At 67.3% G+C, this 26,735-nt stretch carries 24 protein-coding genes; 9 read left to right on the forward strand and 15 right to left on the reverse strand.

The features are described from left to right. Positions 1 to 224 precede the first annotated feature (224 nt). Both AAHB17_RS09345 and AAHB17_RS09350 read left to right on the forward strand, forming a co-directional pair. On the forward strand, positions 225 to 869 hold the full coding sequence (locus AAHB17_RS09345; protein WP_342130273.1) for a hypothetical protein: 645 nt from the start codon (positions 225 to 227) through the stop codon (positions 867 to 869). A 68-nt stretch (positions 870 to 937) separates the two neighbouring features. Then, positions 938 to 1,465, forward strand: coding sequence for a DUF2325 domain-containing protein (locus tag AAHB17_RS09350; RefSeq protein WP_342130274.1), 528 nt, complete (start codon positions 938 to 940; stop codon positions 1,463 to 1,465). On the opposite strand, the gene AAHB17_RS09355 is transcribed toward AAHB17_RS09350, so the two are convergent. From AAHB17_RS09355 to AAHB17_RS09375, 5 genes are all read right to left on the reverse strand, one after another. Next, on the reverse strand, positions 1,452 to 2,432 hold the full coding sequence (locus tag AAHB17_RS09355; protein WP_342130275.1) for a tripartite tricarboxylate transporter substrate-binding protein: 981 nt from the start codon (positions 2,430 to 2,432) through the stop codon (positions 1,452 to 1,454). The genes AAHB17_RS09350 and AAHB17_RS09355 overlap by 14 nt on opposite strands. A gap of 44 nt (positions 2,433 to 2,476) precedes the next feature. Continuing rightward, a complete protein-coding gene (locus tag AAHB17_RS09360) occupies positions 2,477 to 6,211 on the reverse strand; it encodes a hydantoinase B/oxoprolinase family protein (RefSeq protein WP_342130276.1) in 3,735 nt (1,244 codons plus the stop codon). Positions 6,212 to 6,216: 5 nt separating this feature from the next. After that, positions 6,217 to 6,912 (reverse strand): GntR family transcriptional regulator, encoded by a 696-nt coding sequence (locus AAHB17_RS09365; protein ID WP_342130277.1) that lies wholly within the window; start codon positions 6,910 to 6,912, stop codon positions 6,217 to 6,219. 152 nt (positions 6,913 to 7,064) lie between these two features. Beyond that, positions 7,065 to 8,387: a protoporphyrinogen/coproporphyrinogen oxidase gene (locus AAHB17_RS09370; protein WP_342130278.1), complete on the reverse strand. Its 1,323-nt coding sequence runs from the start codon at positions 8,385 to 8,387 to the stop codon at positions 7,065 to 7,067. After that, a complete protein-coding gene (locus AAHB17_RS09375; RefSeq protein ID WP_342130279.1) occupies positions 8,384 to 10,027 on the reverse strand; it encodes a thiamine pyrophosphate-dependent enzyme in 1,644 nt (547 codons plus the stop codon). Before AAHB17_RS09375 ends, AAHB17_RS09370 begins: the two co-directional genes overlap by 4 nt. Positions 10,028 to 10,241: 214 nt before the next feature. On the opposite strand from AAHB17_RS09375, the gene AAHB17_RS09380 reads away from it, so the two are divergent. From AAHB17_RS09380 to AAHB17_RS09390, 3 genes are read left to right on the forward strand one after another with little or no spacing between them, the layout of a single operon-like run. Next, positions 10,242 to 11,210 carry an ABC transporter substrate-binding protein gene (locus AAHB17_RS09380; RefSeq protein WP_342130280.1) on the forward strand — a complete coding sequence of 323 codons (969 nt, stop codon included), beginning with the start codon at positions 10,242 to 10,244 and terminating at the stop codon, positions 11,208 to 11,210. 57 nt (positions 11,211 to 11,267) lie between these two features. Continuing rightward, positions 11,268 to 12,050, forward strand: coding sequence for an ABC transporter ATP-binding protein (locus AAHB17_RS09385; RefSeq protein WP_342130281.1), 783 nt, complete (start codon positions 11,268 to 11,270; stop codon positions 12,048 to 12,050). Next, positions 12,047 to 12,970 carry an ABC transporter permease gene (locus AAHB17_RS09390; RefSeq protein ID WP_342130282.1) on the forward strand — a complete coding sequence of 308 codons (924 nt, stop codon included), beginning with the start codon at positions 12,047 to 12,049 and terminating at the stop codon, positions 12,968 to 12,970. The genes AAHB17_RS09385 and AAHB17_RS09390 overlap by 4 nt, the downstream gene beginning before the upstream one ends. A 309-nt stretch (positions 12,971 to 13,279) precedes the next feature. On the opposite strand, the gene AAHB17_RS09395 is transcribed toward AAHB17_RS09390, so the two are convergent. From AAHB17_RS09395 to AAHB17_RS09430, 8 genes are all read right to left on the reverse strand, one after another. Beyond that, the gene (locus AAHB17_RS09395) at positions 13,280 to 14,026 is read right to left on the reverse strand and encodes a Crp/Fnr family transcriptional regulator (protein WP_342130283.1); all 747 of its coding nucleotides are present in this window, start codon (positions 14,024 to 14,026) and stop codon (positions 13,280 to 13,282) included. Between the two features lie 248 nt (positions 14,027 to 14,274). After that, positions 14,275 to 16,707 carry a catalase gene (locus tag AAHB17_RS09400; protein ID WP_342130284.1) on the reverse strand — a complete coding sequence of 811 codons (2,433 nt, stop codon included), beginning with the start codon at positions 16,705 to 16,707 and terminating at the stop codon, positions 14,275 to 14,277. Positions 16,708 to 17,118: 411 nt separating this feature from the next. Beyond that, on the reverse strand, positions 17,119 to 17,901 hold the full coding sequence (locus tag AAHB17_RS09405) for an esterase/lipase family protein (protein ID WP_342130285.1): 783 nt from the start codon (positions 17,899 to 17,901) through the stop codon (positions 17,119 to 17,121). Further along, a complete protein-coding gene (locus AAHB17_RS09410; RefSeq protein ID WP_342130286.1) occupies positions 17,894 to 18,391 on the reverse strand; it encodes a hypothetical protein in 498 nt (165 codons plus the stop codon). The genes AAHB17_RS09405 and AAHB17_RS09410 overlap by 8 nt, the downstream gene beginning before the upstream one ends. 36 nt (positions 18,392 to 18,427) lie before the next feature. Continuing rightward, positions 18,428 to 18,697, reverse strand: a complete 270-nt coding sequence (locus tag AAHB17_RS09415; RefSeq protein ID WP_342130287.1) for a GlsB/YeaQ/YmgE family stress response membrane protein — start codon at positions 18,695 to 18,697, stop codon at positions 18,428 to 18,430. Positions 18,698 to 19,069: 372 nt separating this feature from the next. After that, a complete protein-coding gene (locus AAHB17_RS09420) occupies positions 19,070 to 19,258 on the reverse strand; it encodes a hypothetical protein (protein WP_342130288.1) in 189 nt (62 codons plus the stop codon). Further along, positions 19,255 to 19,566 (reverse strand): hypothetical protein, encoded by a 312-nt coding sequence (locus AAHB17_RS09425; RefSeq protein ID WP_342130289.1) that lies wholly within the window; start codon positions 19,564 to 19,566, stop codon positions 19,255 to 19,257. The genes AAHB17_RS09420 and AAHB17_RS09425 overlap by 4 nt, the downstream gene beginning before the upstream one ends. A 16-nt stretch (positions 19,567 to 19,582) precedes the next feature. Beyond that, complete coding sequence (locus AAHB17_RS09430) at positions 19,583 to 20,101, reverse strand: hemerythrin domain-containing protein (protein ID WP_342130290.1); 519 nt, start codon at positions 20,099 to 20,101, stop codon at positions 19,583 to 19,585. Between the two features lie 465 nt (positions 20,102 to 20,566). Here AAHB17_RS09430 and AAHB17_RS09435 point away from each other — a divergent pair, with 465 nt between their 5' ends. Continuing rightward, on the forward strand, positions 20,567 to 20,917 hold the full coding sequence (locus AAHB17_RS09435) for a hypothetical protein (protein ID WP_342130291.1): 351 nt from the start codon (positions 20,567 to 20,569) through the stop codon (positions 20,915 to 20,917). Here the strand turns inward: AAHB17_RS09435 and AAHB17_RS09440 are convergent. After that, positions 20,914 to 21,501, reverse strand: a complete 588-nt coding sequence (locus tag AAHB17_RS09440) for a UbiX family flavin prenyltransferase (RefSeq protein ID WP_342130292.1) — start codon at positions 21,499 to 21,501, stop codon at positions 20,914 to 20,916. The two genes, AAHB17_RS09435 and AAHB17_RS09440, sit on opposite strands and share 4 nt — an antisense overlap. Beyond that, positions 21,501 to 22,829 (reverse strand): UbiD family decarboxylase, encoded by a 1,329-nt coding sequence (locus AAHB17_RS09445; RefSeq protein WP_342130293.1) that lies wholly within the window; start codon positions 22,827 to 22,829, stop codon positions 21,501 to 21,503. The genes AAHB17_RS09440 and AAHB17_RS09445 overlap by 1 nt, the downstream gene beginning before the upstream one ends. A 209-nt stretch (positions 22,830 to 23,038) precedes the next feature. On the opposite strand from AAHB17_RS09445, the gene AAHB17_RS09450 reads away from it, so the two are divergent. The 3 genes from AAHB17_RS09450 (at position 23,039) to AAHB17_RS09460 (ending at position 26,735) form a co-directional block, all read left to right on the forward strand. Next, complete coding sequence (locus AAHB17_RS09450; RefSeq protein ID WP_342130294.1) at positions 23,039 to 24,142, forward strand: helix-turn-helix domain-containing protein; 1,104 nt, start codon at positions 23,039 to 23,041, stop codon at positions 24,140 to 24,142. 122 nt (positions 24,143 to 24,264) lie between these two features. Beyond that, positions 24,265 to 25,686, forward strand: coding sequence for an aldehyde dehydrogenase family protein (locus AAHB17_RS09455; RefSeq protein WP_342130295.1), 1,422 nt, complete (start codon positions 24,265 to 24,267; stop codon positions 25,684 to 25,686). 68 nt (positions 25,687 to 25,754) lie between these two features. Then, a complete protein-coding gene (locus tag AAHB17_RS09460) occupies positions 25,755 to 26,735 on the forward strand; it encodes an ABC transporter substrate-binding protein (RefSeq protein WP_342130296.1) in 981 nt (326 codons plus the stop codon).

The raw sequence follows: 26,735 nt of genomic DNA on the forward strand, positions 1-26,735 counted from the left end.
AGGCGTGGGCGCGGTGCTGCCCGGCGACACGATCACCGGCCGCGTGTTCGGCGTGAACGAGATCACCCTGAGCATCGGCGCCGCCGAGTGATTCGGGTGTGACGGCCCGTCGGGTACCGCGCCGAAAAATGGCCGTCTTTTTTGTGTGGGCTGTGCTTCAAAATATTTAATACGAGTGATTCGCATTTAAAATTTGAGCACTTCCATCCCCCGCAGGAACCCCCATGTGCGACAAATGTGCTTCCGGTGTTCCGCTGCCCACCACGGGCTCGCGCCGGCGGCGGCTGTGGGACCTGCCCCACCAGTGCCATTGCCCGGTGGTCGGGGTCTGCCTGCCCCTGGACACGCTGCGCAACGTGGTCAACAAAGCCTTGGGCGGCAAGGCGGTCGCCGACGATTACGAGATCCACGTCGGCGCGGTGGCCGAGTGCACCCAGCGCAATCGCCTGTCGGAGCAGCTGCAAAGCGAGCTGGACAAACGGTATGCGGGCAAGGCGCGGGCGTTCAAGGCCGCCAAGACCACCCGGGCCGTCGCCGACATGTGGGCGCAGGCCGTCCACCAGTGCGATGTGGCGGGCGCGTTCTGGGCCGCGCTGACCCACCCACGCTGCGACGAGGTGCTGCAGGAGGTGTTGCTGCGGGACATGCACATGGTCCAGCACCAGGCCGGCGCCGCGGTGCGCATCGACGTGGCCAAGTTCAAGGTGGTCCTGCAGGAAAACGCGGTCCTGGGCCGCGAGCTGGCCAAGGCGCAGGAGCGCTGCGCCCGGATCGTCGCGGAGAAGTCGGCCGACATGGAGCGGCTCGCCGGCGAGGCCATGCTGCTGCGCGCCGCCGGCATCGGCAGGACACCCGCATCGCGCAGCTGACGCAGGAACTGGACACGCTCAAGGCGTCCATCCCCGGTTTCGAGAACGCCGCCCGCCTGCAGAAGAGGATGGACCTGGTGCTCGAGCGGCAAACGGAGCTCGAGGCCACGAACGCCGAGTTGCGGCTCAAGCTGGGCATCGCGATGAAGGGTCTGGACGCGTCGGCCAGGGAGATCCGGCCCGTGGACCCGCCGGATGCGCAGACGCAGCGCGCGCCCACCACCTCGCCGGTGACGCTGCACCTGAGGCACAAGACCGTGCTGTGTGTGGGCGGACGCCATGGCAGCGTCGCCAACTACCGCGATGTCGTTGAAAAGGTGGGGGCGAAGTTCGTTCACCACGACGGCGGCGTGGAGGACAACCAGAACATCCTGGACGCCAGCCTGGCGGCCGCCGATCTGGTGGTCTGCCAGACCGGTTGCATCAGCCACAACGCCTACTGGAAGGTCAAGGACTTCTGCAAGCGCACGGGCAAACGCTGTGTCTTCGTGGAAAGCCCCAGCGTGTCGTCGCTCGCGCGCGGCCTGGAGCAGATCGCCACCGATGTCGGGGCCCACCATCCGGTGGACCACGCCGGCGCCGTCACTGCGGCTTGAAGCCCGCGGCCTTGACCAGGCGCTCGCTGGCCGCCCGGCTGGCTTCGGTGGTGCGCAACATGTCATCGGGCGTGCCGGATTTGACCAGGATCCCGGTGTCCACGATGCGGTCATGGAAGGTCTTGGAAGCCACCACCTTGTTGGCGGCCGCGTTGAACTTGGCCACCAGGTCGGCCGGCGTGCCGGCCGGGGCGATCAGGCCGATGGTGATGACGTCCTCCAGGCCCTTGAGGCCCAGTTCGCTGTAAGTGGGGACGTCGAAACCGGGCAGGCGCTGCGGGCCATCGACGGCCAGCAGCTTGAGCTTGCCGGCCCGCACATGGGGCAAGGCGGCCGCGATGCCCGCGATGCCGGCGGGGATCTGCCCACCGATCAGGTCCTGGACGAGGGGCGCGTCGCCCCGGTAGGCGGCGGCCTTGAAGTCGGCCTGGTAGGCCTGGCCCAGCACCGAGACCGAGAACTCCGGTGCACTGGCCGGCGCTGGCACACCGATGTTGCCGCGCCCCGGGTGGGCCCGCGCCCAGTCGGCGAAGGCCTTGACGCTGTCGACACCGGGGCCGACCAGGGCGGGATTGACCATGAAGAAGTTCGGGTTGGTGGCCACGAGGCCGACGTAGACAAAGTCCCGGGTGGCGTCGTATCCCGGCTGGAGCGTGGTCAGCGGCACCATGGCCGTGGTGTGGCTGTTGGTCAGGTACAGCGTGTTGCCATCGGGTCGGGCCACCTTCAGCGCCTGGGCCGCGATCTGGCCGCCTGCCCCGGGACGGTTATCCACCACCACGGTGCGGCCCAGCTCGGCCTGCATGCCCTGGGCCAGCACGCGGGCGACCAGATCGGTCACGCCGCCGGGGGCGAACCCCACCAGGATGCGGATGGGGTTGTCCTGAGCGAAGGCGGCGCCGGCCGCCAAGGCCAGGCCCAGGCCCAGCGCGTGGCGGCGCATGCGGGAAAAACCGGAGGATGTCATGGAAAGTGCCTCTGTGGTTGCGGATGGGAGAAAGGGGTGGGGGGTCAGGGGCACACGTAGCCCATGGCCCGGTCCTGGTCGCTGGCCCGCGGCGGGCGCTCGGCGGTGGGGCCATAGCCCGCGCCGCCAGGCACGTCGATGCGCAGCACCTCGCCGGCAGGCACGGTCTGCAGGCCCAGCGAGCGCAGCGTGGCGCCCGACACCAGGCCCACCCAGCCGGGCGCGCCATCGCCGCCACCGTCGCGGCCACGGGCCGGGTTGCGCACGCGGTCGAACAGACCGAAGAACTGGAACTCGGCACCGTCGCGGGTCGCGACTTCCACCCGCTGCCCCAGGCCGCCGCGTTGGCGTCCAGCGCCACCCGAACCTGGCAGCAGTTCCTTGCGCCAGATCACGATGGGCGCGAAGTTCTCGCAGATCTCCACCGGGATGGCGCGGATGCCGCTCGGGAAACAGGTCGCCGACAGGCCATCGCTGTCGGGGCGGGCCCCCGAACCGCCCGCGTTGAAGAACAGGATCTCGAAGGGCTGACGGCCACCGGCTGTCTGGCGCTGGCCACGCAACTGCAGGCCCCAGTTGCAGGCCGCGCCCTCGGCGGGCAGGGTGCCGGGCAGGGCACGGGCCAGCGCGCCCAGCACCACCTCGGGCAGAAACTGGCCGATGATGTGCCGTGCGCAGACCGGCGCCGGGTGTCGCACGTTGAGGATGGAGCCCTCTGGCGCGTCCACCTCGACCAGGGCCAGCGAGCCCGCGTTGTTGGGCACATGGGGCGCGACGGCGGCGCGCACGCCGAAGGCCGCGTAGGCCCGTGTGTAGTTGAGCACCAGGTTGATGCCGTGCCGGCTGGCGGCGGAGCTGCCGGCAAAGTCCACGTGGACGCGTTCCGACCCGATGGTCAGCTCGCATTCGATATGGACCGGCGCGTCGTAGCCGTCCAGCTCCACGCTGTGCTTGAACCGGCCCTGCGGCAGCGCTGCGATGGCCGCGCGCATGCCGGCCGCCGAACGTTCGCAGACAAAGTCGCTGATGGCCTGCAGCCCGTCCTCGCCAAACTCGTCCAGTGTCGCCACCAGGCGGCGCCCGCTGACCTCGTTGGCGGTGATGTAGGACAGGATGTCGCCGACCACCGCGTCGGGCTGGCGCACGTTGGCGCGCACGATCTCCAGCAGGTCCTCGTTCACGCGTCCTTGCCGCGCCAGGGGCAGGATGGGCAGGTACAGGCCCTCCTCGTGCACGGACTTGGCGTCCGGCCCCATGCCCAGCCCGCCGATGTCGACCTGGTGGCAGGTGCAGGCGAAGAAGCCCACCGCGCGTCCCTGCTGGAAGACGGGCGACATCACCGTGATGTCGTGCAGGTGGCCCGAGGCCAGCCATGGATCGTTGGTGATGTAGTGGTCGCCCGCCTGCATGGCCTGCGCGGGGTACTTGGCCAGGATGTGCCGCGCGCAGGCGGCCAGCGAATTGACGTGGCCGGGCGTGCCCGTGATGGCCTGGGCCACCAGCCGGCCCTCGAGATCGAACAGACCGGCGGCCAGGTCCCCGGCCTCGCGCACGGTGGGCGAAAACGCGGTGCGCATCATGGTGCGGGCCTGCTCCTCCACCAGCGCGATCAGCCGGCTCCAGAGCATCTGGCGGTGGATCTCGGTCGGCGCGGCGGCGGCGTCGACCGCTTGCGCCACCGGTGCCGCCGCGTGGCGGTGCAGGTTCACTTCGCCGGCGGCGCCGCGCGAGCCATCGAAGTCCAGCGGCACGACCATCGTGGTTTCGTCGGTGCGCAACAGCGCCGGGCCCGCCAGCGCCACTCCATGGGGCAGGTCCCGCAACTGGTGCACGGCGGACTCGCACCAAGCGCGCCGCCCCTGGTCCAGCGTGCGTGCGCTGGATGCGCGGGCGGCCACCGGCGGCGCCCCCACATCCATATCCACGGCCGCTGGCGTGGCCGGGGCTGCGACCGTTTCGACCGCCTCGACCCGCACGGTCCAGCCCAGCACCTCCACCGGCGTGTGCGCCAGCGCACGGCCATACAGGGCACGGTAGGCCGATTCGAAGGCCTGCTGCAGCAGGGTCTCGTCACCGGCCTCGAAAGGCCGCGCGGGCAAGGGCACGCGGATTTCGTGGCCCTGTCCCTGGTACCGCATCCAGGCCGTGCGCTGCACCACCACGGGCAGCGCTGGCGCGGCCCGGCGCACCAGGGCCTGCAGCTCAACGATCAGGGCCGACATCAGCGTGTTGGCACCGTCGACATCGAGCTGGGCGGCGCGCAGCATCACGCTGCGTGTGGATTCGAAGGCGATGGGCGCGCGCAGGAATCCCAGGGCCGAACCCACGCCCGCGCCGACCGGGATCACCACCCGGTCCAGGCCCAGCTTGGCCGCCAGGCGCGCCGCGTGCAGCGGCGCCATGCCGCCGATGGCGATCAGGGTGCGGCCATCCACGCCCTTGCCGACCTCGACCGCATGCTCGCGCACGGCATTGGCCATGTTCTCGTCGACGATCTCGCAGACGCTCCAGGCGGCGTCCTCGGCCGACAGGCCCAGCGATGGCCCCAGCCGGCCGTAGGCGGCGCGGGCGGCCTCGGTGTCCAGTGTCATGTGGCCGCCCGCAAAACCCTCAGGCTCCAGGCGCCCGAGCATCAGGTGGGCGTCGGTGACGGTCGGTTCGGTGCCGCCACGCGCGTAGCAGGCCGGTCCCGGCACGGAACCCGCGCTGACGGGCCCCACCTGCAGCCGGCCCAGCGCGTCGCGGTGGGCGATGGAGCCCCCCCCGGCGCCGATCTCGGCCAACTCGACCACCGGAAACCGCAGCGGAATGCCGCTGCCCGCCTTGAAGCGAGCGATGCGCGCCACCTCCATGGTGCGCGCCGTCTGGGGCATGCCATCGTCGATGAAACACAGCTTGGCGGTCGTGCCCCCGATGTCCAGCAGCAGGGCACGGTCCAGGCCCAGCGCGCGCGCCACGTCGGCCGCCAGGATGGCGCCGCCGGCCGGGCCGGATTCGAGCAGGCGCACCGGAAAGCGCCGCGCCACCTCCACCTCGCACAGGCCGCCGTTGGACAACATCAGCAGCAGCGGCGCGCCGATGCCCAGCTGGCGCAGGGCCTTCTCCAGCCGCTCCAGGTAGCCGGCCATGATGGGCTGCACGTAGGCGTTGACACAGGTGGTGGCGAAACGCTCGTATTCGCGGATCTCGGGCGCGACCTCGCTGGAGATCGACACCCGCCAGTGGGGCCGCCAGGCGCGCAGCAATTCGGCGGCGCGGCGCTCGTGGGTGGGATTGACGAAGCTGTGCAGGAAGCCGATGGCGATGGCCTCGACGCCGGCGCCGTCCAGCGTGGGCAGCAGCGCACGCAGCCCGTCTTCGTCCAGCGGGCGCAGCACCTCGCCATCGGCGGCCAGCCGCTCGCGCACCACCAGGCGCAAGTGGCGGGGCACCAGCGGCTCGGGCTTCTCCACCCGCAGGTCGTAGTGGTCGTAGCGGCTCTCGGCCCCCATCTCCAGCGTGTCGCGCAGCCCCTCGGTGGTGATGAACGCGATGCGGGCGCCCCGGCGCTCGATGACCGCATTGGTCGCCAGCGTGGTGCCGTGCACCACCCGCGTCAGGGCCTCGGGGCGCAGGCTGGCCAAGGCCAGCACGCGCCGCGTGCCCTCGATCACCGCTTGCTCGGGCGCGTCGGGGGTGGTCAGCACCTTGGCGAAATGCTGGCGCACGCCGTCCGCGTGGGGCACCTCCAGCGCGAAGTCGGTGAAGGTGCCGCCGATGTCGATACCCAGTCGGGCCATGTGAATCACTCCTTGTGGCGCGCGCGGCGCCGGGTTTGCAGATGTTGGGCAGCGGCGTCACGGGCGCTCAGCAGCAGGGCACGCATCGCGGCTTCGGCCCGCTGAGCGTCACCGGCCGCGACGGCGGCCACGATCTCGCGGTGGCCCGCGACGACCCGCTCGCGGTTGGGCCGCCCGGACAAGGTCAGGCGGCGCAGGAACTGGAGCTGGCTGTCGTAGCGGCTGGCGGTCTCGGCCAGGCGGCCATTGCCGGCCAGCGCGAAGAGGCAGACACGGAAGTCGTGGTTGGCCATGGCGAATTCGCGCACCGAACGCAAGGGCAGCGCGTGCACCTCCCTGTCCAGCGTCTGCTGCAGCCGGGCGGCGCCCTGGGCCCCCGACACGCTGGCCGCGCGGGCAGCGATGTAGGGTTCGACCAGCAGGCGGATCTCCATGATTTCCGCCAGATCGTCCAGGCCCAGCGACACCCGCGCACCCGGCCCGGCGGGCAGGTCCAGCAGGCCTTCGCGGCGCAGGCGCACCAGGGCCTCGCGCACCGGCGTGCGCGAGACGCCCAGCAGCGTGGCCAGGCCCGTCTCGGTCAGCTTGCGCGCGGGATCCAGCTCGCCGCTGGCGATGCGCTCGTGCACCTGGCGGTAGACCTGCTCGGCGAGGCGCCGCCGGCGCTGCTGGGCTTCGGGCGTGATGGTGGTGGTGTCCATGCCAAAAAATACAATTGTTTTTTTGAGTGTAGGCAGACACCCGCGCGGGGGCAAGGCGCCAGCGGCCTGATTTCTTGGCGACCGGCTCTGGAACCAAGGATTTCGGAATTTCACGCCCGCGCGCGCCCCGCCCCGGGGGCGGGCGCCACATTTCAGCGCCAGTGACGGGCGATCAGATCGGCGGTGTCCTGGCCGCTGGCGCAGGCGCCGTTGAGCAGGGCTTGCGACAGGTAGTCCCCACACAGGTAGAGCCGCTGCGGCCGGCTGGCCTGCCAGGCCAGGAAGTCGCGCACGCGCGCGAGGTAGCCCGGGTAGAAACTGGGCAGCTTGTGGGCGATCCACTGGTTGTGCCGGTGGATCAGCCGGGATTCGAAGTCCGGCACGCGCGCGCGCACCTCGTCGCCGATCAGCCGGTCGAGCTGCCCGGTCAGGCCGGCGGTCTGCGCCTCCCGCGCCGCCTCGGGCGTGAGCTGGCAGTACAGCAGGGCCGGCTGGGTGCCGCTGGCCGGCGTCTGCTGCCAGGTCGCGATGCGGGTGGCGCGCCGGCGGGTGGCGAACTCCATCGCGCGTGGCAGCTCGCCTTGCAGCGCGCAATGCACCACACCCAGGCTGTTGTAGCGCACGGCGCCCAGCAGGGCCCGGTGTTCGGGCGAGGCCTGCGTCAGCAAGGGCGCGGCCAGCGCGCCTTCGGTCGCGCAGACGACCAGGTCGGCCGGCAGGCGTTCGGGCCGGCCGTCAATGACGGCATCGACTTCGCAGGGCATGCCGTCCCGGCCCAGGCGCACGGCAATGGCGCGGGCGTTCAGCCGCACCGGCAGGCGCTGCGCCAGCGCGCCGGTGAGCTGGCCCATGCCCTGGCGCAGCGAGTAGGTGGTGTCCTGTCCGATCAGATGGGGCGTGGTGCTCAGGTAGAAGGCGGCCGAAAGGTCCTCGGGGTTCCAGCTGCGGGTGGCGCGGAACACCGGCTCGACCAGCAGCCGCAGCGCGTCCTCGCCAAGTGTGCGGCGCACGTGTTCGGCCAGCGATTCGTCGCCCGGGCCGATCAGCGCCGAGGCCGCGTGGTCGGGGTCCACCCGCCGGCGCAGGCCCCACAACCGCAGCGCCGAGCCCACCAGCCGGGCGCGTGTGCCCAGCGACAGCCCGGGGGTGCGCAGCACCGCCGCGCCGGGCATGAGCTGGATGGTGTGGCGTTGTGTGGTGTCGACGCAGGTCGCGCTCAGACCCTTGAGCGGCACCAGTTCCCCGCGCAGGCCCAGTTCATCGATGAGGCGGTGCAGGGCCTGGCCAAAGGGGTAGATCAGCCGGGCGCCGGTGTTGTAGGGGATGGGGCCGCTGCGGCGTTGGCCCATGCGGCCGCCCACCTGGTCCTGGCCCTCCAGCACCAGCACCTCGAAGCCCTGCTGGACCAGCCGGTGGGCGGTGGTCAGGCCCGCCAGGCCCGCGCCGATGACGATGACACGGCGAGCGGCGCTCATTCGGGCTTGCCCACGGTGGCAGGCACCGCCAGCTCGATCAGCCGCACGCCCCGGGCCTGCCACAGGCGCGTGAGCACCGGCTCCCAGTCCTCGGTGCGCTCGACACGCTCGGCCTGGGCGCCAAACGACCGGGCAAAGGCCACGAAGTCGGGGTTGTGCAGATCGGTGCCCACGGCGCGGCCAAACAGGCGTTGCTGCGATGCGCGTATGGCGCCGTAGCCCTGGTTGTTGACGACCAGCACCAGCAGATCCAATCCCAGCTGGACGGCGGTGGCCAGCTCCTCGGGGTGCATCATGAGGCAGCCATCGCCGGCCAGGGCGACCACGGGCCGCCCGGGTTCGGCCAGCGCGGCGCCGATGGCGGCCGGCAGCCCATAGCCCATCGCACCGCTCTTGGGTCCGAGCAGGGTGCGCGGACGCAACACATTGAAATAGCGGTGCAGCCACACCGCGTAGGCCCCTGCGCCCACCGTCAACACGGTCTCGGGCGGCAGCGTCTGGCGCAGGGTGCGGAACACGGCACGCAGGTCCAGCGGACCGGGGCAGCGGCCGCTGCCGGTCCAGGCCTCGCGCGCGGCTCGGCAACGGCCCAGCCACCCGGCCTCGGGCGTGGTGTCGGGCAAGCCCTCCAGCGCCCACATCGCCTCGCGCGGGCCACAGGCGATGGCCAGGTCGGCCATCACCGCGCGCTGCAGTTCGCCCGCGGCGGGGTGCAGGTGCACCAGCCGCCGATCTGGGCGGGGCGCCAGCAGCTTGAAGCCACCAAACCCCCCCGGACCAAAGGTGTTGAGTTCACCCAGGCGCAGATTGATGGCGATGACCAGGTCCGCCGCCTCCACCGCCTCGTACAGCGCCGGATCTATGCCTATGCCCAGCTCGCCCGCGTAGTGGGGGTCGCTGTTGTCGAACAGGTGGGCACGCCGGTAGGCGCAGGCCACCGGCCAACCCTGGCGGGCGGCAAAGCCGCGCAAGGCCTCCAGCGCGCCGTCGCTCCAGCCGCTGCCCCCCACCAGCAGCAGGGGCCGGCGGGCCGGTGCCGTCCAGGCGCGCAGCGTGTCGATGTCGGCCGGGGCCACGCCGGTCTGCACCAGGGTGGGCCGCAGCGGCACGGGCGCGGTGCTGCGCTCGTGCATCAGGTTTTCGGGGACCAGCACCACCACCGGCCCCATGCGGCCACTGGCAGCGCGTTGCCAGGCCCGCGCCATGACCTCGGGAATGCGCCCCGTCTCGGTCACGCTCAGCACCTCCTTGACCAGGGGCCGGAACACCTCGCCAAGATCCGACCCCGAGAGCGGGTCGCGTCCGGCCTGGGCCAGCGGCGCCTGGCCCACCACCAGGACCAGGGGCGCGGCGTCGGTGTCGGCGGTGTGCAGGGCCAGGGTGGTGTTGAGCGCACCGGGCGCGCGGGCCGCCAGGCACAAGGCAGGGAGCCCGAGCTGCTGGCCCAGCGCCTGGGCTGCGTAGACCATGCCGGCCTCGTGCCGGAAACTGGCGAGGCGGATCTGCGGGTGGCGTTCGGCCAGCGCGTCCACCATTTCGAGAATGCCCTCGCCGGGCAGGTGCAGCACGTGTTGCCAGCCCAGGGCCTGCACCGTGTCGGCGAACAGTTGCGCACCGGTGCGCGTGTCGATGTCTTTCATGCCACCGAGGCTAGGCCATGGCGCCGACCCGGACAAGGTCGGTCCGGCGGTAAACATAGTCCAAAGCACCCAAACATTGAGTCTTTCGGGAATGGCGCCGCCAGCCCCATGCCACGTTGGCGCCATGCTGAACACAATGCCCCATCGACGTCCACTTCGATCCCAGGGTCGATCCCGACCCGGACCACTTCACGGGGTATTCATGTTGCACAGCTTGTCTTCCTTGTTTCGCGCACCGCTGCTGGGTGCCATGGTGGCCCTCGCCTCCAGCTGGGTGCAGGCCCAGACCGTGATCGGCATCGCCAACCTCGGCCCGCACCCGTCGATTGCCCAGACCATCGCCGGCTTCAAGACCGAGATGAGCCGCCTCGGCCACATCGAAGGCGGCAACACCAGTTATGTCTACAGCGACGCCAATTTCACCCCGGCGCTGATGCCGCAGATGTTCACCCAGATCGCTTCGAAAAAGCCACAGCTCATCCTGACCATCACCACCTCGGTGTCCCAGACCGCGCTGGCGGCGGTGACGGACAAGTCGCTGCCCATGGTCTTTGCCATGGTGACCGACCCGGTCAAGGCCGGCCTGGTGCCCGATTGGGACAGGGGCGGCGCACGCTTCGTGGGCGCGTCCGACATGCAAGATTTCGATGCCGTGCTGGCCTACGCCAAGAAGCTTTTCCCGCACGCCAAGTCCTTTGGCACCCTGTACAACGCGGGCGAGGTCAACGACGCGGTGACCACACAGAAGCTGCAGGCGGCGGCCACCACGGCGGGGCTGGCGTTCCGCCCCGTGAGCGTGGACGCGGCCGGCGACATTCCGCAGCGGGCCGAACTGCTGCGCGGCGTGGACTTCATGTACGTGACCGGCTCCAACCTCGTGCAATCGGCCATCCCGGCCGTGGCCTCCGCCATGAACCGGCTGGGCATTCCCATCCTCAGCTCCGAGACCGAATTCGTGAAGACCGGGTTGGCCGCCGCCAACTACGCCGTGTCGCTGCAGTCCATCGGCATCAACGCCGCGCGCCTGGCCGATCAAGTGCTCAAGGGCAAAACCACGGCCCAACTGGTGGTCGCCCGCCCCGGTCCGCAGGACTACGTGACCACCATCAACCGAGGCCGCTTCAAGGCCCTGGGCCTGGGCATACCGCCGGCCTTCGAGTCCTGTGGCTGTTTCGTCAATTGAGCTCCCGCTCCATCCAACTCCCCGTCTGCCGTGTCCACTCCAGAAATCATCCCCCCCTTGCTCGATACCCACGCGCTGCACAAGCTGTTCCACGCGGGCTCCCCGGACGAACGTGTCGCCATCGACGGCGTGAGCCTGCAACTGCAGCCGGGCGACTTCGCGGTCGTCGTTGGCGGCAACGGTGCCGGCAAGTCCACGCTGCTCAACATGGTGGCCGGCGAAGTGACACCCGACGCCGGCCGCATACGCATCGGCGACGAGGACGTGACGCCGCTGGCCACGCACCAGCGCGCCCGCCTGATCTCGCGCGTGTTCCAGGACCCGTCGATCGGCACCGCAGCGGCCCTGAGCATCGAGGAGAACCTGGCCGTGGCCGACCGGCGCGGCGCGCGGCGAGGCTTTGCCCGCGCGCTCACCCCCGCGCTGGCGCTTGAGTTCCGCGACCGCCTGGCCACCTTCGGCCTGGGCCTGGAAAACCGCATGGGCGCGCAGGCGGGACTGCTGTCGGGCGGCCAGCGCCAGGCGCTGTCGCTGCTGATGGCGGTGCTGCGCGCGCCACGCCTGCTGCTGCTGGACGAACACACCGCCGCGCTGGACCCCAAGACCGCCGAGACCGTGATGCGCGTGACCCGCCAAGTGGTGCAGGAGGCACGGCTCACCACGCTGATGGTGACCCACAACATGCACCACGCCATCAGCCACGGCAACCGGCTGATCATGATGAAACAGGGCCGCATCGTGGCCGACCTGCGGGGCGAACGAAAGCAAACCATGACGGTCGAGCGCCTGATCGCCGCCTTCGACGACGAATCCACCGAACTCACCCACGCCCAGCCATGAACGTCTTCAACACCTTCGTCAACCTGCTGCCCATGGGCTTCATGCAGGGCTTCATCTACGCGCTGATCGCCATAGCGGTCATGATCCCCTTCCGCATCCTGAGCTTCGCCGACATGACCGGCGAGGGCACGCTGGCCTTCGGTGCCTGTGTCACCGCCAAATGCCTGATCATGGGCCTGGAGCCGGTCTCGGCCCTGCTGGTGGGCGCGATGGCGGGCTTCCTGGGCGGCAGCCTCACTGCCTACATCCACGAGAAGGTCAAGATCAACAGCCTGCTGTGCGGCATCCTGGTGCTGTCCATGCTGTATTCCGTCGACATCCGGGTCATGGGCCAGCCCAACACCGCGCTGTTCAACTTCCCCAACGTGTTCGCCTTCCTGCCGGGGGACGACAGCAGCCTGACCAACCGCATCGTCCTGCTGGCGGCCATCGACGTGGTGCTGGTCGCGCTCATCGTGTGGTTCCTCGGCACGCAGCACGGCATGGCCATGCGCGCCATGGGTTCCAGCCTGGCCATGGCCAAGGCCCAGGGCATCAACGTCAAGGTCTACATCCTGGTCGGCCTGGGCCTGGCCAACCTCATCGCCGCGCTCGGCGGTGGCCTGCTGGCCCAGAACCAGGGCTTCGCCGACGTCAACATGGGCTTCGGCACGCTGATCAACGGGCTGGCCTCGCTGCTGCTGGGCGAAGCCATCATCGGCAACCGCACCATGCGCCGCCAGGTCATCGCGCCGGTGCTGGGCTCGGTGGTGTACTTCCAGCTCATCTCGCTGGTCCTGGCCTTCGGCTTCCAGCCGTCCGACCTCAAGATGATCACCGCGCTGTTCGTGCTGGTCACGCTCGTGATACTGGTCCAACGCAAGGCGTCCAAGGGTGCGAACAAGGGCATGACGGCGCCTGCGGCGGTGAAGGTGGGGTGATGACTCCAGCTGGGCCCGGGGCCCAGCACCTGAAGCGACAAAGGCCGCTGAAGCGGTCTTTGTGTTTTCTGGCGCGGTTTTTTGGCCGGATGGGACCTCATGAGATTTGAACCCTCACATGTAGGACTTCAACGTGCCCTATGCCACCTGCGGACCGCCAGCGTCAGCTGTGTTGGATCCCGTCGTCAGGTCCGACGGCACTTTGCGGAGGTCCTCGATGACCTCCTTGACGCGTTGCACTGCCTCGGGCAACAGGGTGTGCCGTGGTCGCAGTGCGGGGGTCATGCGCTGGCATCCGGGGCCACGGCATCAGTGAGGTCGAGGCAGAAGGCGGTCGTATTCGTGCTTGACCACGCCGTAGCACTCACAGGACCGATGCTCCAGGCCTCGGCGGTCCAGCACGGTGATGCGGCCTCGCGCATAGCGGATGAGGCCGGCGCGCTGCAACTTGAGCGCCGCTTCGGTGACCCCCTCGCGACGGACGCCCAGCATGTTGGCGATCAGTTCTTGCGTCATGGTCAGCACATTGCTTTCAAGGCGGTCCAGGCTGAGCAACAACCAGCGACACAATTGTTGATCCACCGAGTGGTGGCGGTTGCAAACGGCCGTTTGGGCGGTCTGTGCGATCAAGGCCTGTGTGTACCGCAGCATCAGACGAAGCACCGGTTCTGAACGGCTGAACTCCTCCGCAATGAAATGAGCATGAATGCGCAGTGCCTGGCCGGCACTCTGCACCACGGCTCGGTCGGTGCTGGAACCACCCCCCATGAAGATGGCAATGCCGACCACACCCTCATTTCCCACCACCGCAATCTCGGCAGACGCACCGTCTTTCGTCATATACAGCAAGGACACGATGGCATCCAGAGGGAAATGAACCAGCTCCGCCCGGCCACCGGACTCGTGCAACACATCCCCCAGGGCAAGGTTGACCAACTCCAGATGGGGCAGCCACCGCAACCACTCGTCATCAGGCAGCGAGGCGAGCAGTTGGTTTCTGACGAAGTCGGGCGAACGCCAGAGGGGAAGATGGGCGTGGTCTGTGGCGTCCAACATGTTTGGCAGTTGAAATTCCGAAGTGGTTCAAGTCCAATTTATCGGGTTGGCGTTCACGCGTATGTGCGGTGGCGAACACATGATCGCGCGATCAGGCCGAGCCAAGCCATGGTTTGAAACCAGATGTATGCATCGATCTGCCCTTTGCATGGGCGTCCGCAAGGTGGAGAGCCCATGCGGTGAAGTTTCACCCCATTGTCGGATCCGAGCAGTGCCCGTTCGCGGCTCAGGCGTTGACCACACACGGCTCAGTCCGACAACGCCACGACCTCGCGCTCCGGATGCCGATGTCTGCCCAGTGCGGCGATGAAGCTGTTGACCAAATGCTCGGTCTGGGTTGAGGCACTTGGCAACAAGTCTGGAGCCGCGTCGTCGCTCGATGGAAGCGGTGCCACGCCAGTTGGCTTTGTCAATGGCTTGGAGGCCTCGACCACCAGGACACCATGGTCGGATTGGCCTGTGGTATCGAGCACGATGCCCGGATCGGCCTCGCCATTGGCCAGCATCGGCGAAACACCCGCCAGTTCCATCAGCACACTCGAGGCACCGAGCGCGAGGATCGTCTTGCCATGCCGGTACGGATGGGAGATGAAATCCATCACCTCGATGCGGGCACCCAGCTCCCTCACGCCCCGGGCGCCATCGGGCAGAACAATGCCGTCAAACAGCACCGACGCCGCGTTTTCCAGCGTGCAGGTGGCATTGAATGTGTCCCCATTGACGGGGCTGACCGTGCCCAGTCGTGGTGCAATCAAGTGAACCGTGGCACCGGCCGCCACCAAGGCCGTGCGCACCGTCGCGATCGATGTTCCCTCCACGCCATCGGTCACCAGGATGGCCACACTGCGTAAGCGTATGCCACCGTCGCCCGGCAAGGCTGTCAGCGACAGTGCAGCCGATCGGGTGACCTCCGGCGTGGCGGGATTGGCCATCGCCCGAGGCATGGCCTTGGGCACAGCCATGCCCAGACCCGCAGAGACGGTGGCGGCAAGCTCGGTAGACACATTGACCAACGAGGACACCATGCGCTCGCGGATCGCCGGCACCGTGAGCTTGCTCAGCTCGAAGCGGAATCCGCCCGCGATGTGTGCCTTCTCCACGGAGGTCTGGCTCTCGTAGAACAGGGTGGCCTGGGTGTAGTGGTCGGCAAATTTCTCGGGCTTGCCGCGCAGTGTGTCGCCCTCCAGCGGCTGCGGAAACGAAACGAAGCCAGCCGTTCCAGCCTGGAAAGGACAGCCGCCACCCAGCGAGTTGGGTTCATAGGCGACCCGCCCTCGTGGAATGGCCCGGCGGTGCGCGCCGTCGCGCTGGTGGTTGTGCAATGGCGCGAGTGGCGCGTTGATGGGTATTTCGTGAAAGTTGGCGCCACCCAGTCGCGTGATCTGGGTGTCGACATAGGAGTGGATGCGACCGGCGAGCAAGGGATCGTTGCTGAAGTCGATGCCTGGCACCACGTGCGCGGTGCAGAACGCCACCTGCTCGGTCTCGGCGAAGAAGTTGTCCGGGTTGCGGTTGAGCACCATGCGGCCCACCGGCGTGACCGGCACCAGTTCTTCGGGGATCAGCTTGGTGGCATCGAGCACGTCGAAGCTGAAACTCTCGGCTTGCGCTTCGGTGAATATCTGAAATCCCAGCTCCCATTCGGGGTACTCGCCCGACTCGATGGCTTCCCACAGATCACGTCGATGAAAGTCGGCATCGGCGCCGGAAATCTTGACGGCTTCGTCCCACACCAGCGAATGCGTGCCAAGCTTGGGCCTCCAGTGGAACTTGACGAAGTGCGACTCGCCCATGAGGTTCACCAGGCGGTAGGTGTGAACGCCAAAGCCCTGCATCATGCGCAGGCTGCGCGGAATGCCACGGTCCGACATCACCCACATCAGCGTGTGGGTGGTCTCGGGGCTGAGCGAGGCAAAGTCCCAAAATGTGTCGTGCGCGGATGCCGCCTGCGGCATGCCGTGGTGAGGCTCCGGCTTCACCGCATGCACGAGGTCGGGGAACTTCATCGCGTCCTGGATGAAAAACACCGGGATGTTGTTGCCCACCAGGTCCCAATTGCCTTCGTCGGTGTAGAACTTCACCGCAAAGCCACGGACGTCGCGCGCGGTGTCGGACGAACCACGTTCCCCGGCGACGGTGGAGAAGCGCGCAAACACAGGCGTGATCTTGCCGGCAACCTGGAACGGCGCTGCTCGCGTGAACGCCGTCATCGGTTCATAGGCTTCGAAGTAGCCATGCGCGGCGGACCCACGTGCATGCACGATGCGCTCGGGTATGCGTTCGTGGTCGAAATGGGTGATCTTCTCGCGCAGGATGAAGTCTTCGAGCAGCGTCGGGCCGCGCAACCCCGCTTTGAGCGAGTTCTGGTTGTCACCGACCGGTACACCCTGGTTGGTGGTCAGCATCTGGCCAGAGGGATCTGAGCGCGCAGGGTCGATCGCGACAGACTTGGCGGACACGTTGAGCTCGCTCAACGTGCTCGCCGAGGCCGCGCGCGAGCCGGCGGACGTGTCGGGGCCGCGCGGTGGACTCACTGCGTGCTCACGACCGAATCCCAGCGGCGTGAGCGCGTTGTAAGACATCGCCGCAGCAAGGGACTGCGTCTGCGCGAGCTGTTCGGCGGGCAGGTCGAGGGGCTGGGCGGGTGGATCTGAAATGGGGGACTTGGCGCGTGATTTCATGGGGAGCCTTGTGGTGCAGGGGGCGGATATATCGCGCTCGGTCAGGAACGCCAGGGCAACGGCGGCGGCAGGGGCCGAGGTTGCTCACTTGGCCGGACTGAGCGGGGCCGAGTGGTCGTTGTTCTGACCAGGCATGGGCTTATCATCGGACTGCTGTGCTGGCCGTCTGACGCCATCCGTTGCCTTGGGAGTCGGGTCTTCTTTCGCACGAATGGGGGGCAGTACCACCGTGTCCATGGTGGGGAGCGGTGGCGTCACCGCAGGCACCAAAGGAACCAATGGCCGCTCAGGCGACGAATGGGTCCTGTCGCAACCCGCCAGCCACGGCACGCACGCTGCCGCGCACACACAACCAAAAACCCGCATCGCGAGCACAGGGATGGACATGCGTTTCTCCTTGTATGGGGTGAGTCATGGCTCACGTGCAAAGCTGCGCCACGGCCCTGCAGGCTGAGCGAGCCGGTCGGTGACCGCCGCCAACACATCACGGTTCCAGCCCATGCCGATGTGGCTTCCACCGACTTCGATTTCGTGCACCAACGCAGAGCGCTTGTCATGGCGGCAGGTTTGCCATGCCACCACACCGTCCGACTTGCTGAAAATCGAGGTGGTGCGAAGTGGCGGCGGCGTTCGCAGGCGCTTGCTCAACGCCGGTGCGATGACCGTCGAACCGCCACTCAACAAGCGGAACAACCACCCCGCATTGGTGTGGTCGGCGTCCGCGTTGAAGGGCGTGGCGATGGTGATCACCTGACGCACTTGAGGCGCCATCAGTTTGCCGACTTCGCGCGCATACAGGCCACCCAGGCTCCAACCGATGAGCGTGGCTGGCTGCCGATGTCCGGCGAGCAAACCGACCACCTGCGACTTCAGGGTGTCCAACCACACATCAAGATCGCCTTGTGGGCCGGTGTTGAAACCCTGCCCCCAGTCAAAGGCGTCGTAGCCCAAGGCACGGCAGTGATCGCGCAACGTGGCCACAGATCGCCCATCCGCTCCCAGGCCGGGAAAAATCACCACGGGATGGCCATCGCCTGGTGGGGTGTTGGTTGGCCTTTCCAGCATGTTGAACGCAAACTCCAGCGCGGCCCGGAAGGGCTCTGCGCCCAACAGCGCCAGCGAGGGGCGCTGAACCGCTGCCAGGGCAACGCACCTCGTGAGGCCAACCGCCGCGCGCTGCGGCGTATCAGCCATTGGGGCTGCCGTGGCCGTTGACGCGGTTCCAGGCGTCGCGCGCAGCATGTTTGGCGTTGCTCCAGCCCAGCATGGACACGCCACCGCTTGTGGTCCACGCGTGCGACATTTCCGGCTCGATGTCATCGAACGTCCGCCCTGGATACCGGGTGACCGCATCGACGCCAAAGCCATAGGCGGGGCCATAGTCTTCGTAGGACGCTCCCCGCGCCACGTAGGGGCGCGTGCTGTAGTTGTCGCGCCAGTAGCTGTCTTCAAGGGTCGGGTCGATGGCTTCGGCCAGGCTCTTGCCGGCGAGTCCGCCCACCACGGCGCCCACCGCGGCACCGACCAGGGTGCCGATCGGTCCGGCCACGGTGCCGGCAGCAGCTCCGGCGGCGGCGCCACCGGCTGCAGCCCCCAGCCCCGTGCCCACAGGGTGGGCACCGGGCGCACCTGTCAAAGGATCGCGGTTGGCGTTGTTTTCATCGCCGCTGGGCTTGTTGATCATGGTGTGTCCTTGTAGTGAAAAATGAAGGTCGGAAATTCAACGCGCGCTGCCGCGGTTGAAGAGGTTGACGATCGCCAGCAGGAGGGACGCGCCGACGAAGGAGACAAGCAGCGCGGGCAGGCTGAAGTTGTCCTGGTTGATGGTGCCCACGCCGATCAGCGGCGTGATGAACCAGCCCGCGAGCATGGCGCCTGCGACGCCCACGACCACGTTCAGAAACATGCCTTGCTGGCCATTGGTTCTCATCATCATGCTGGCCAGCCAGCCGATGACACCCCCGACGATCAACCATGTGATGAAGTTCATGATGTGTGTTCCTAAGTGGTTTTGGATGCCCGGGCGATCTACCCAGACTTGAGCCGCCATTTTTCGACCCCCGTTGCCTGGTGTCTGTTCGACGCCGTACGCCACCAGACTTTTCTGTGCCGTGCGGTCGTCTGCGATCCACCGCGGCACCAACCACGCTCGACAGCGGCACCAAGACGCTGATTCAGCGTCTGGATTGCGAACGCATGGGCCCAACCGAACGGACAAACGCCCTGACATTGACTTCAAGCGACAGCCCAGCGGGTACCGCGTCCATGCGTGATGGCGACGGCAATCCCGTGGGACCTGCTCAAGGAATCAACATTGCGGCCCGCCAACGCCAATGAACTGAGTGAGCAAGTGCTCTCGGGTTCAAGGTTTGGAGGTGGGTTTCGGCTTGCTCTTCTTGGCTGATGGTGGCGATAGCGCTTGCGCAACAGCCGTCTTGATCTGTCGCTTCGCCTGCGCCGTGGCCTGGCCACGCAGGGTGCCCGCAGCGCGGTTCGCAGCGCTGAGCCACAAGCTCATGAATGGATTCTTTTTCAACCAGGGATTGCTCATCGCGTTTTCGCAGTCTTTGTCATCCGGGCGATCAATGCACCCAAGACCATGGCCACGGCCAATGACGCCAGCGGTCTGCCACGGACGTGGCCGCGGGTGCTTGCCACCCACCCATCCCCCATGGCGCACATGCGGTCGGTCATGGTGTGTGCCTCCCCGGGTTTGTGCACATCGTTCTGGTGGCAGGCTGCGGCGGTTGGGACTGTGTCGATGCCTGACAGCATCGATGTGTTCGGCACCCGCGCTGGCTCGTCGTCCAGAAGCGACAGGACATCGGAGGCCGTGGGTGCAGGGTACAAGGTGTTCATGACGCCGTGGTCCGATTCATGCCGCCAGGGCCATCAATCCACCCTTGCGCACCGCCATCAATGCACCCAGAGCCACCATGTCGATGGACGACGCCTTCGCTTTGGGAAACATTTCGGTGTGTTCTTCCTTGACATGGTGCTTTACGTATTCAGACAACACCTTGACCTGGGCGTCCACCATCTCGCCACCAGGCTCCGTGCCCTCGAGTTGTGCTATCAGTGCTTTGACGCAGCCATGCTCGACCGTTGCTTCCGGCACCAGCAGCTTGTCCTTCAACGCCGATTGGATCGCTGGGTAAAACAGCTCCTCCTCAATCTGAGCGTGCACCGTCAGCGCCGCACAAATGTCGGCGATCAAGGCCTTTTTGCTGGTGGCTGACCGTGCCTTCCCATATTCCGCGAACAGTTGAACCACCTCTTCGTGTTCAGCCCTGAGCATCGCGATCGCATCTTTCGGTGCTGGCGGATTGACTTTCGCTGCACTGGGCTTGTGGCTGGGTTTCGCGGTGTTGGCTTGGGCGGCGGTGTTGGTCATCGAATTTCCTTGGATGGGTTGCGTGACCTTTGCACAGGCTGCGCACAGGTCACGTTCACCACCTTAGGACAATGTGAATGTCGGGTCTGTTCGTTTTCGCACCAGGCGATCCCCCTGCACAGTCGGTCACCTGGCGTGCATCGCGTCTGTTCATGGCCACACCATCGATAAACCCTGCTCCCTGTTGGCTGACAGGAGAAGCGCCAGCAGGAGACGCCTCCGCTCTCGACCTCGAAGGCGGGCACCCCCACCCGCACAACACAGCCGGTCACTTTCCGTTGCTGCCCATGGGCGCATCCCGTTCCTACCCGGTATGCTGTCCTCACTCAACCGCTCCATGCGACAGTTTGTCGGCATGCGACGGGTCGTTCCGACACTTGCGCCTTGGAGGCCTAGCATGTTCAGCTCACAATCGGCTCTTCTGATGATGGGAAAACGCATCGAGGCAGAGCCGTTCTGACGCCTATGGACCTGTGCCAGAAATCAGACACCGAGATCCTGTCGGTGGCCAATCCGATCATGGACAACCTGATGGATGCCTCGACGGCGATCGACCACGAACGGCACATCCGGGACTTCACCGACCGCTTGAAAGCCTTACTGCCCAAGGAACGGCTGGAATGGATCTGCCGCGACTACCAGAACACCAAGGGATTCTTCACCACGCGCGAGTGCGTCGCCGTGTTCCGGCGCCCCGATTCGGTCGCCGTGGTCTGGAAGCAGGGCTTCACCCGCCAGCCGGGGGAGTTCGTGGCGGAGATGGTCCTGGTCCAGCAGGAGGGCCGCTACCTGGTCGACCATGTGATGGTGTTCTAGCGGTCCCGCACCGACGCCGCCACCCCATTCCAGCGTGCGTAGGTGTCCTCGTCGGTCAGCCCCAACTGATCGAGCACGCGCCAGACGGTGTGGTCCACGATGTCCTGCACCGTCTTGGGCAGGGCATAAAAGGCCGGCACCGGCGGCATGACGCGCGCGCCCATCTCGGTGGCCAGGGTCATGTTGCGCAGGTGGGCCAGGGTCAGCGGCGTTTCGCGGGCCAGCATCACCAGGGTGCGCCTTTCCTTGAGCGTGACGTCGGCCGCGCGGGTGAGCAGGTTGTCGTTGAAGCCGTGGGCCACGGCCGCCAGGCTGCGCATGGAGCAGGGCGCGATCACCATGCCCGAGGTGCGGAAGGAGCCGCTGGCGATGGTGGCGCCCACGTCGTTGATGTCGTAGTGCAGGTCGGCCATGGCGATGAGTTTTTTCTTGCTCATGCCGGTTTCCTGCGCCACCGTCAGCCAGCCCGCCTTGGACACCACCAGGTGGGTCTCCGCGCCCAGTGTGCGCAGCAGCTCGAGCAGGCGGATCGCGTAGACCGCGCCGGTGGCACCACTGATGCCCACGATGATGCGTGCGGCCATCAGCGCCACCCCTGCGGCAGGTAGTCGGCCAGGTTGACACTGGCCTCGCCCGGAATGGACTTGCGCTGGAACTCGGCCTCGCGGCCCCAGGGACGCGTTGCATCCAGCCCCAGGCGGCCCCAGTGGTCCTTGTGCGGGTCGCGGTAGAAACCGGCCACGTTGTTGACCACCATGGTGCGGGTGTCGGCCCGGCCTCGGGTGAGGAAGGCCCAGATGACCTCTTCCATGTTGTTGATGTCCACGTCCTCGTCGACCACGACCACCAGCTTGTTGTAGTCCATGTGCGAACCCATGGCCGCCAGCAGGGCATGGCTGCCATGGCCTTCGTACTGCTTGCGTATCTTGACGATGGTGTTCATCACCGTCGGGCGGCAGGACACGTCGAGCACGCCAGGCACCTGGGAACGGATGTGTTTGTAGATGCGCGCCGCGGTGGCGGCCTCCAGCGGACGCAGGTCCTCGGCCGAACCGCAGATCAGGCCGTGGTAGACCGCATCGCGGCGCCAGCTCACGTGGGTCACCTCGAACACGTGGTTGTCGCCGACCTCGACGTAGTAGCCCATGAATTCGCCGAACGGACCTTCAGGGCGGCGCACGTGCGGCAGGATGCGGCCCTCGATCACGATGCCGGCGCCGGCCGGCACCAGCAGGTCCACCGTCTTGCAACGGCGCATGCGCAGCGGACCGCCCCGCATGGCCGCCGCGAGCTGCAGCTCATTGCCGTCGGGCGGCAGCGACACGCAGGCCGCCATGAAGATCTCGGGCGGGGCGCTGATCAGGATGGCCGCCTCGACCGCCTGGTCGCGCGCCTCGGCCTCGCGCTGGAAACGCGCCAGGTCGTGCGAACTGCCCAGGCGTATGCGCAGCTCGGTATCCGAAATGAACTGCGAGCGGTGGAAGGACAGGTTGGGCACGCCCGAGACCGGGTCCTTGGCCACAAACACACCCGAGGTGATGTAGCGGCCACCGTCGCGTTCGTGGTGGGTCAGCAGCGGCAGCTCGCTGAGCCGCCCCTCGACCCACTCGGCGGTGCCGCGATCTTCCTCCATCCAGGTCGACATGGACGAAGCGGCCTGAATCTCCTCCTCCAGACGTTCGCAAAAGGTGCGCTGGCCGCAGCGGATGATCTCGCGCAGGCGCTCGTGGTCGCTGTAGAGGTTGGTGACCACCGGCATGGCGTGGCCGCGCACCTGGTTGAAGAGCACGGCCTTGTGGGTTTCGCGCTGCAGGCGCTTGGCCACGGCGGCCAGTTCGTGAACCGGGTCGACCTCCCGGTCCACCACCAGCAGATCTCGACGGGCACGGAGCTTGTTCAGGTAATGTTGCATGAAAGTCCTGTATCGGATGCGATCGACCTTAGCAGCCCTGCACCAGAGAGACCTTCGGCGTCTACCCTGAAAAACTAGGATTGCGGAACAAAATCAGGGCGGGCACACTGAGGACGATTGGCTTGGAAATTGCTTCCCCATAATCGCGCGCCAACACACCGCCCCACGTCCCGCCCCCGTTCCGCCGCAGCCCCCCGAGGATGACCGCCATGTCGACCCCCCTTCCGCCCGATGGCCTGTTCCGCACGCGTCTGGCCGGCCGCTTTTCGCGCACCACCGAGGCCTTCCACACCCTGCGTGGCAACAACGCCATGGGCTGCGGACTGGGAACCGGGCTGTACGGCGGACGCATTCCGGTGTCGGCCGATCCGCGCGAAGGCGAGTGGGAGCTGACCAGCATCCGTGACGAAATCTTCGTCAACCAGTCCAGCTGCCACTACGCGCACCAGCGCACCGAATGTGTGCTGCCCGAGGACTTCATCGAATTTCACTTCATGGTCACGGGCTCGACCAGCGTCGAGCTGTCCGAGAACGGCCAGATCGCGATCGGCTCGCCCAACCTGACCGTGGTGCGCCAGGGCGCCGACGCGCACTACACCGTCGCCTGCGGGCCTGGGCCCTGGCGTTCGGTGGGCATACACATCCCCCAGGCCAGCTTCCGGCGCTTCGTCACGGCGGCGGCCGGCGCAGACAGCGCCATCCTGCGCCTGCTGGACGACGTGGAACACCAGCAGATCGCGTTCCACCAGATGCCGCTGGGCGTGGACGCGCTCAATGCGGTGGAGCAGTTGCTGTCCAACCCCTACGAGGGCTACCGCCGGCTGCTCTACACAGAGGCCAAGGTCTACGAAGTCCTGTGTGCCTCGCTCGACCTTTGGCAGACCTACCTCGACAGCCACGCAACGGCCGAGTGTTTCTCGACCCGCGATCTCAAGCTCATCGAGCGCGCCAAGGACCTGTTGCTGCTCAACCCCAGCCAAGTGCCCACCATCCCGCAGCTGGCTCGCGCGGTCGGCACCAACACCTCCAAACTCAAGCGCGGCTTCAAGTTCCTGTATGGCGTGACGGTGTTCGAGATGGGCCACCGCTTCCGCATGAACCACGCCCTCCGGCTCCTGAGCGAAGACAGGCTGGCCGTGAGCGAGGTGGCCGCGGCGGTGGGCTACCAGCACCAGACCAGCTTCACCGCCGCCTTCCGCGACTTCTTCGGCATGGCGCCCAAAGATGCTCGCCGCATGGCCCAGAGCGGTGACGCGCGCGCGCGCCTCGGCGCGGGCCTGCTGCCGGCCACGGTGGCTGGGTCATTGGAATAAGGACGCGATTTCTAGGATATCGGCAACCATCGCCGCACGCATGGCCAGGCGCGGCCAGGCCTCGATAGCATGAAATGGAACAGGGTCCTTCCGGACCTTCCCATCGCTCTATCGAGGAATTCATGGCTCAGATCAAGGTTCGCAATCCCCTCAACGGACAGTTCGACTACGCCTTCGAGGCCAGCAGCGTCAACGACGTCCGCGCCCAGGCCCAGGTCGCCCGCCGCGCCCAGGCCGACTGGTTCGGCAAAGGGCTGGAACACCGCATCCGCGTGCTCAAGGCTTGGGCCGAGTCCCTGGAGCGCCACACGCCCGCCATCGCCCAGGCGCTGTCGGCCGACACCGGGCGCCACCGGATCTCGCACGAGGAAATCGGCGCGATCGTCTATTTCATCCACGGCTTCTGTGCCGCCGCGCCCGAGGTGCTGGCCCAGCCCTTCAAGAAGTTCAAGAACAACGCCGACGTCGTCTTCAAGACCACCTACATCCCCTACCCGCTGGTGGGGGTGATCAGCCCCTGGAACTTCCCCCTGGTGCTGTCCTTCATCGACGCCATCCCAGCGCTGGTGGCGGGCGCGACGGTGCTGGTCAAGCCCAGCGAGGTCACGCCCCGCTTCGTCGACCCGCTGCTGTCCTCCATCGCCGAGGTGCCGGAACTCGCGGGCGTCATCAACCTCGTGCGCGGCGGACCCGAGGTGGGCCAGGCCGTGATCGCCGCCAGCGACGCCATCGTGTTCACAGGCAGCGTGCCCACGGGCCGCAAGATCGCCCTGGCTGCCGCCGAGGCCTTCATCCCGGCCTTCCTGGAACTGGGCGGCAAGGACCCCGCCGTGGTGCTCGCGGGCTCCGACCTGTCCCGCGCCGCCACCAGCATCCTGCGCAGCGCCATCTACAACAGCGGCCAGGTCTGCTACGCCATCGAGCGGGTGTATGTCGATGAAACCATCCACGACGAGTTCGTGGCCGAGCTGGTCAAGCAGACCGCCACGCTGCGCCGCAGCCTGGCCGGGGGCGACGGCGGCCACTACGGCCCCTTCATCTTCGAGAAGCAGGGCGCCATCGTCGGCGCGCAGCTGGACGACGCCGTTGCCAAGGGCGCGCGCATCCTCACGGGCGGCAAGGTCGAGACGTTGGACGGCGCGGTGTGGATGGACCCGACCATCGTGGTCGACGTCAACCACGGTATGACGCTGATGACCGAGGAAACCTTCGGCCCGGTGGTGCCCGTGATGAAGTTCAAGACCGTGGCCGAAGCCGCCGCGCTGGCCAACGACACCATCTATGGCCTGTCGGGCGCGGTGTTCGGCCCCGATACGCACACGGCGGGCGACGTCGCCACCCTCGTGTTCGCGGGCGGCGTCAGCATCAACGACACCGAGCTGCCGCGCGGCATGCAATTCGACGGCGAGAAGACCGCCTTCAAGATGTCCGGCATGGGCGGCTCCCGCTACGGCGCCACCAGCATGCTGCGTTACGTGCGCAAGCGCGCGCTGATGGCCAATGAAGGCCAGGTCAAGCCGCTGTCCGTGCTCGAAGAAACCTGACATGAAGCGCCATGGATAACTGATACGGCTTCGCCTTCCAACTTTCCACCCCCCAGGAGAACCACCCCATGTCCCTGAACACCCTAAGGCGCCACCTGATGGCCTGGACCCTGGCCGCCACCGCCGGCGTCGCCGTGGCGCAGAGCGCGCCCACCGTGGTCGGCATCGCCAACTTCGGACCGCACCCCGCGCTGCAACAGGCCATCGACGGCTTCAAGGCCGAGATGGCGCGCGCCGGCTACGAGGAAGGCCGCAACGTGCGCTACGTGACCGCCGACGCGAATTTCTCGCCGGCCATGATCCCGCAGATCCTCAACCAGATCGAGGCCAACAAGCCCTCGGTCATCCTGACGGTGACGACGCCGGTCTCGCAGGCCGCCATCACCAGCGTCACCAACAAGGCGCTGCCGCTGGTCTTCCTGCTCATCAGCGACCCGGTGGCCGCGGGGCTCGTGCCCAACTGGCAGCAGGGCGGACCGCGCTTCGTGGGCAGCGCCAGCGCCATGGACTACGACGCCGTCATGGCGTTTTCCAAAGACATGTTCCCCGGCGCCAAGTCCTTTGGCGTGATGTACAGCCCGGGCGAGGCCAACGACGTGGTCGCCATCCGCCAGATCGAAGGCGCGGCCCAGCGCGCCGGCATCACGCTGAAGGCGGTCAGCGTGGACGCGGCGGTGGACGTGCCACAACGCGCCCAGCTGCTGTCGGACGTGGACTTCATCTACGTCATCGGCTCCAACCTCGTGCAGTCGGCCATGCCGGCGGTGACCTCGGTGGCCGACCGCTACCGCATCCCAATCCTCAGCGCCGAGACCGAGTTCATCAAGAAAGGCCTGGTGACGGTGTCCTACGCCGCCTCCTACCCCTTGCAGGGCGCCAGCGCGGCCAAGCTGGCGGTGGAGCTGCTCAAGGGCAAGAAGACCTCCGAGCTGGCGCCGATCAAGCCCTCGCGCAGCGACTACACGGCCATCATCAGCCGCAAGAAGATGGCGCAGCTGGGCAAGCCCGTGCCGCCGGCCATGGCCAACTGCAACTGTTTCATCGAATAA

The sequence above is a fragment of the Hydrogenophaga sp. OTU3427 genome (genome assembly GCF_038440225.1).
Classification (GTDB): domain Bacteria; phylum Pseudomonadota; class Gammaproteobacteria; order Burkholderiales; family Burkholderiaceae_C; genus Hydrogenophaga.

Coding starts and splice junctions, on each gene's coding strand:
- AAHB17_RS09420 (WP_342130288.1), bottom strand. CDS start 19,258: ATGAGCAATCCCTGGTTGAAAAAGAATCCATTCATGAGCTTGTGGCTC.
- AAHB17_RS09355 (WP_342130275.1), bottom strand. CDS start 2,432: ATGACATCCTCCGGTTTTTCCCGCATGCGCCGCCACGCGCTGGGCCTG.
- AAHB17_RS09345 (WP_342130273.1), top strand. CDS start 225: ATGTGCGACAAATGTGCTTCCGGTGTTCCGCTGCCCACCACGGGCTCG.
- AAHB17_RS09425 (WP_342130289.1), bottom strand. CDS start 19,566: ATGAACACCTTGTACCCTGCACCCACGGCCTCCGATGTCCTGTCGCTT.
- AAHB17_RS09375 (WP_342130279.1), bottom strand. CDS start 10,027: ATGAAAGACATCGACACGCGCACCGGTGCGCAACTGTTCGCCGACACG.
- AAHB17_RS09400 (WP_342130284.1), bottom strand. CDS start 16,707: ATGAAATCACGCGCCAAGTCCCCCATTTCAGATCCACCCGCCCAGCCC.
- AAHB17_RS09455 (WP_342130295.1), top strand. CDS start 24,265: ATGGCTCAGATCAAGGTTCGCAATCCCCTCAACGGACAGTTCGACTAC.
- AAHB17_RS09395 (WP_342130283.1), bottom strand. CDS start 14,026: ATGTTGGACGCCACAGACCACGCCCATCTTCCCCTCTGGCGTTCGCCC.
- AAHB17_RS09430 (WP_342130290.1), bottom strand. CDS start 20,101: ATGACCAACACCGCCGCCCAAGCCAACACCGCGAAACCCAGCCACAAG.
- AAHB17_RS09360 (WP_342130276.1), bottom strand. CDS start 6,211: ATGGCCCGACTGGGTATCGACATCGGCGGCACCTTCACCGACTTCGCG.
- AAHB17_RS09370 (WP_342130278.1), bottom strand. CDS start 8,387: ATGAGCGCCGCTCGCCGTGTCATCGTCATCGGCGCGGGCCTGGCGGGC.
- AAHB17_RS09445 (WP_342130293.1), bottom strand. CDS start 22,829: ATGCAACATTACCTGAACAAGCTCCGTGCCCGTCGAGATCTGCTGGTG.
- AAHB17_RS09415 (WP_342130287.1), bottom strand. CDS start 18,697: ATGAACTTCATCACATGGTTGATCGTCGGGGGTGTCATCGGCTGGCTG.
- AAHB17_RS09460 (WP_342130296.1), top strand. CDS start 25,755: ATGTCCCTGAACACCCTAAGGCGCCACCTGATGGCCTGGACCCTGGCC.
- AAHB17_RS09435 (WP_342130291.1), top strand. CDS start 20,567: ATGGACCTGTGCCAGAAATCAGACACCGAGATCCTGTCGGTGGCCAAT.
- AAHB17_RS09440 (WP_342130292.1), bottom strand. CDS start 21,501: ATGGCCGCACGCATCATCGTGGGCATCAGTGGTGCCACCGGCGCGGTC.
- AAHB17_RS09450 (WP_342130294.1), top strand. CDS start 23,039: ATGTCGACCCCCCTTCCGCCCGATGGCCTGTTCCGCACGCGTCTGGCC.
- AAHB17_RS09350 (WP_342130274.1), top strand. CDS start 938: ATGGACCTGGTGCTCGAGCGGCAAACGGAGCTCGAGGCCACGAACGCC.
- AAHB17_RS09410 (WP_342130286.1), bottom strand. CDS start 18,391: ATGATCAACAAGCCCAGCGGCGATGAAAACAACGCCAACCGCGATCCT.
- AAHB17_RS09365 (WP_342130277.1), bottom strand. CDS start 6,912: ATGGACACCACCACCATCACGCCCGAAGCCCAGCAGCGCCGGCGGCGC.
- AAHB17_RS09405 (WP_342130285.1), bottom strand. CDS start 17,901: ATGGCTGATACGCCGCAGCGCGCGGCGGTTGGCCTCACGAGGTGCGTT.
- AAHB17_RS09390 (WP_342130282.1), top strand. CDS start 12,047: ATGAACGTCTTCAACACCTTCGTCAACCTGCTGCCCATGGGCTTCATG.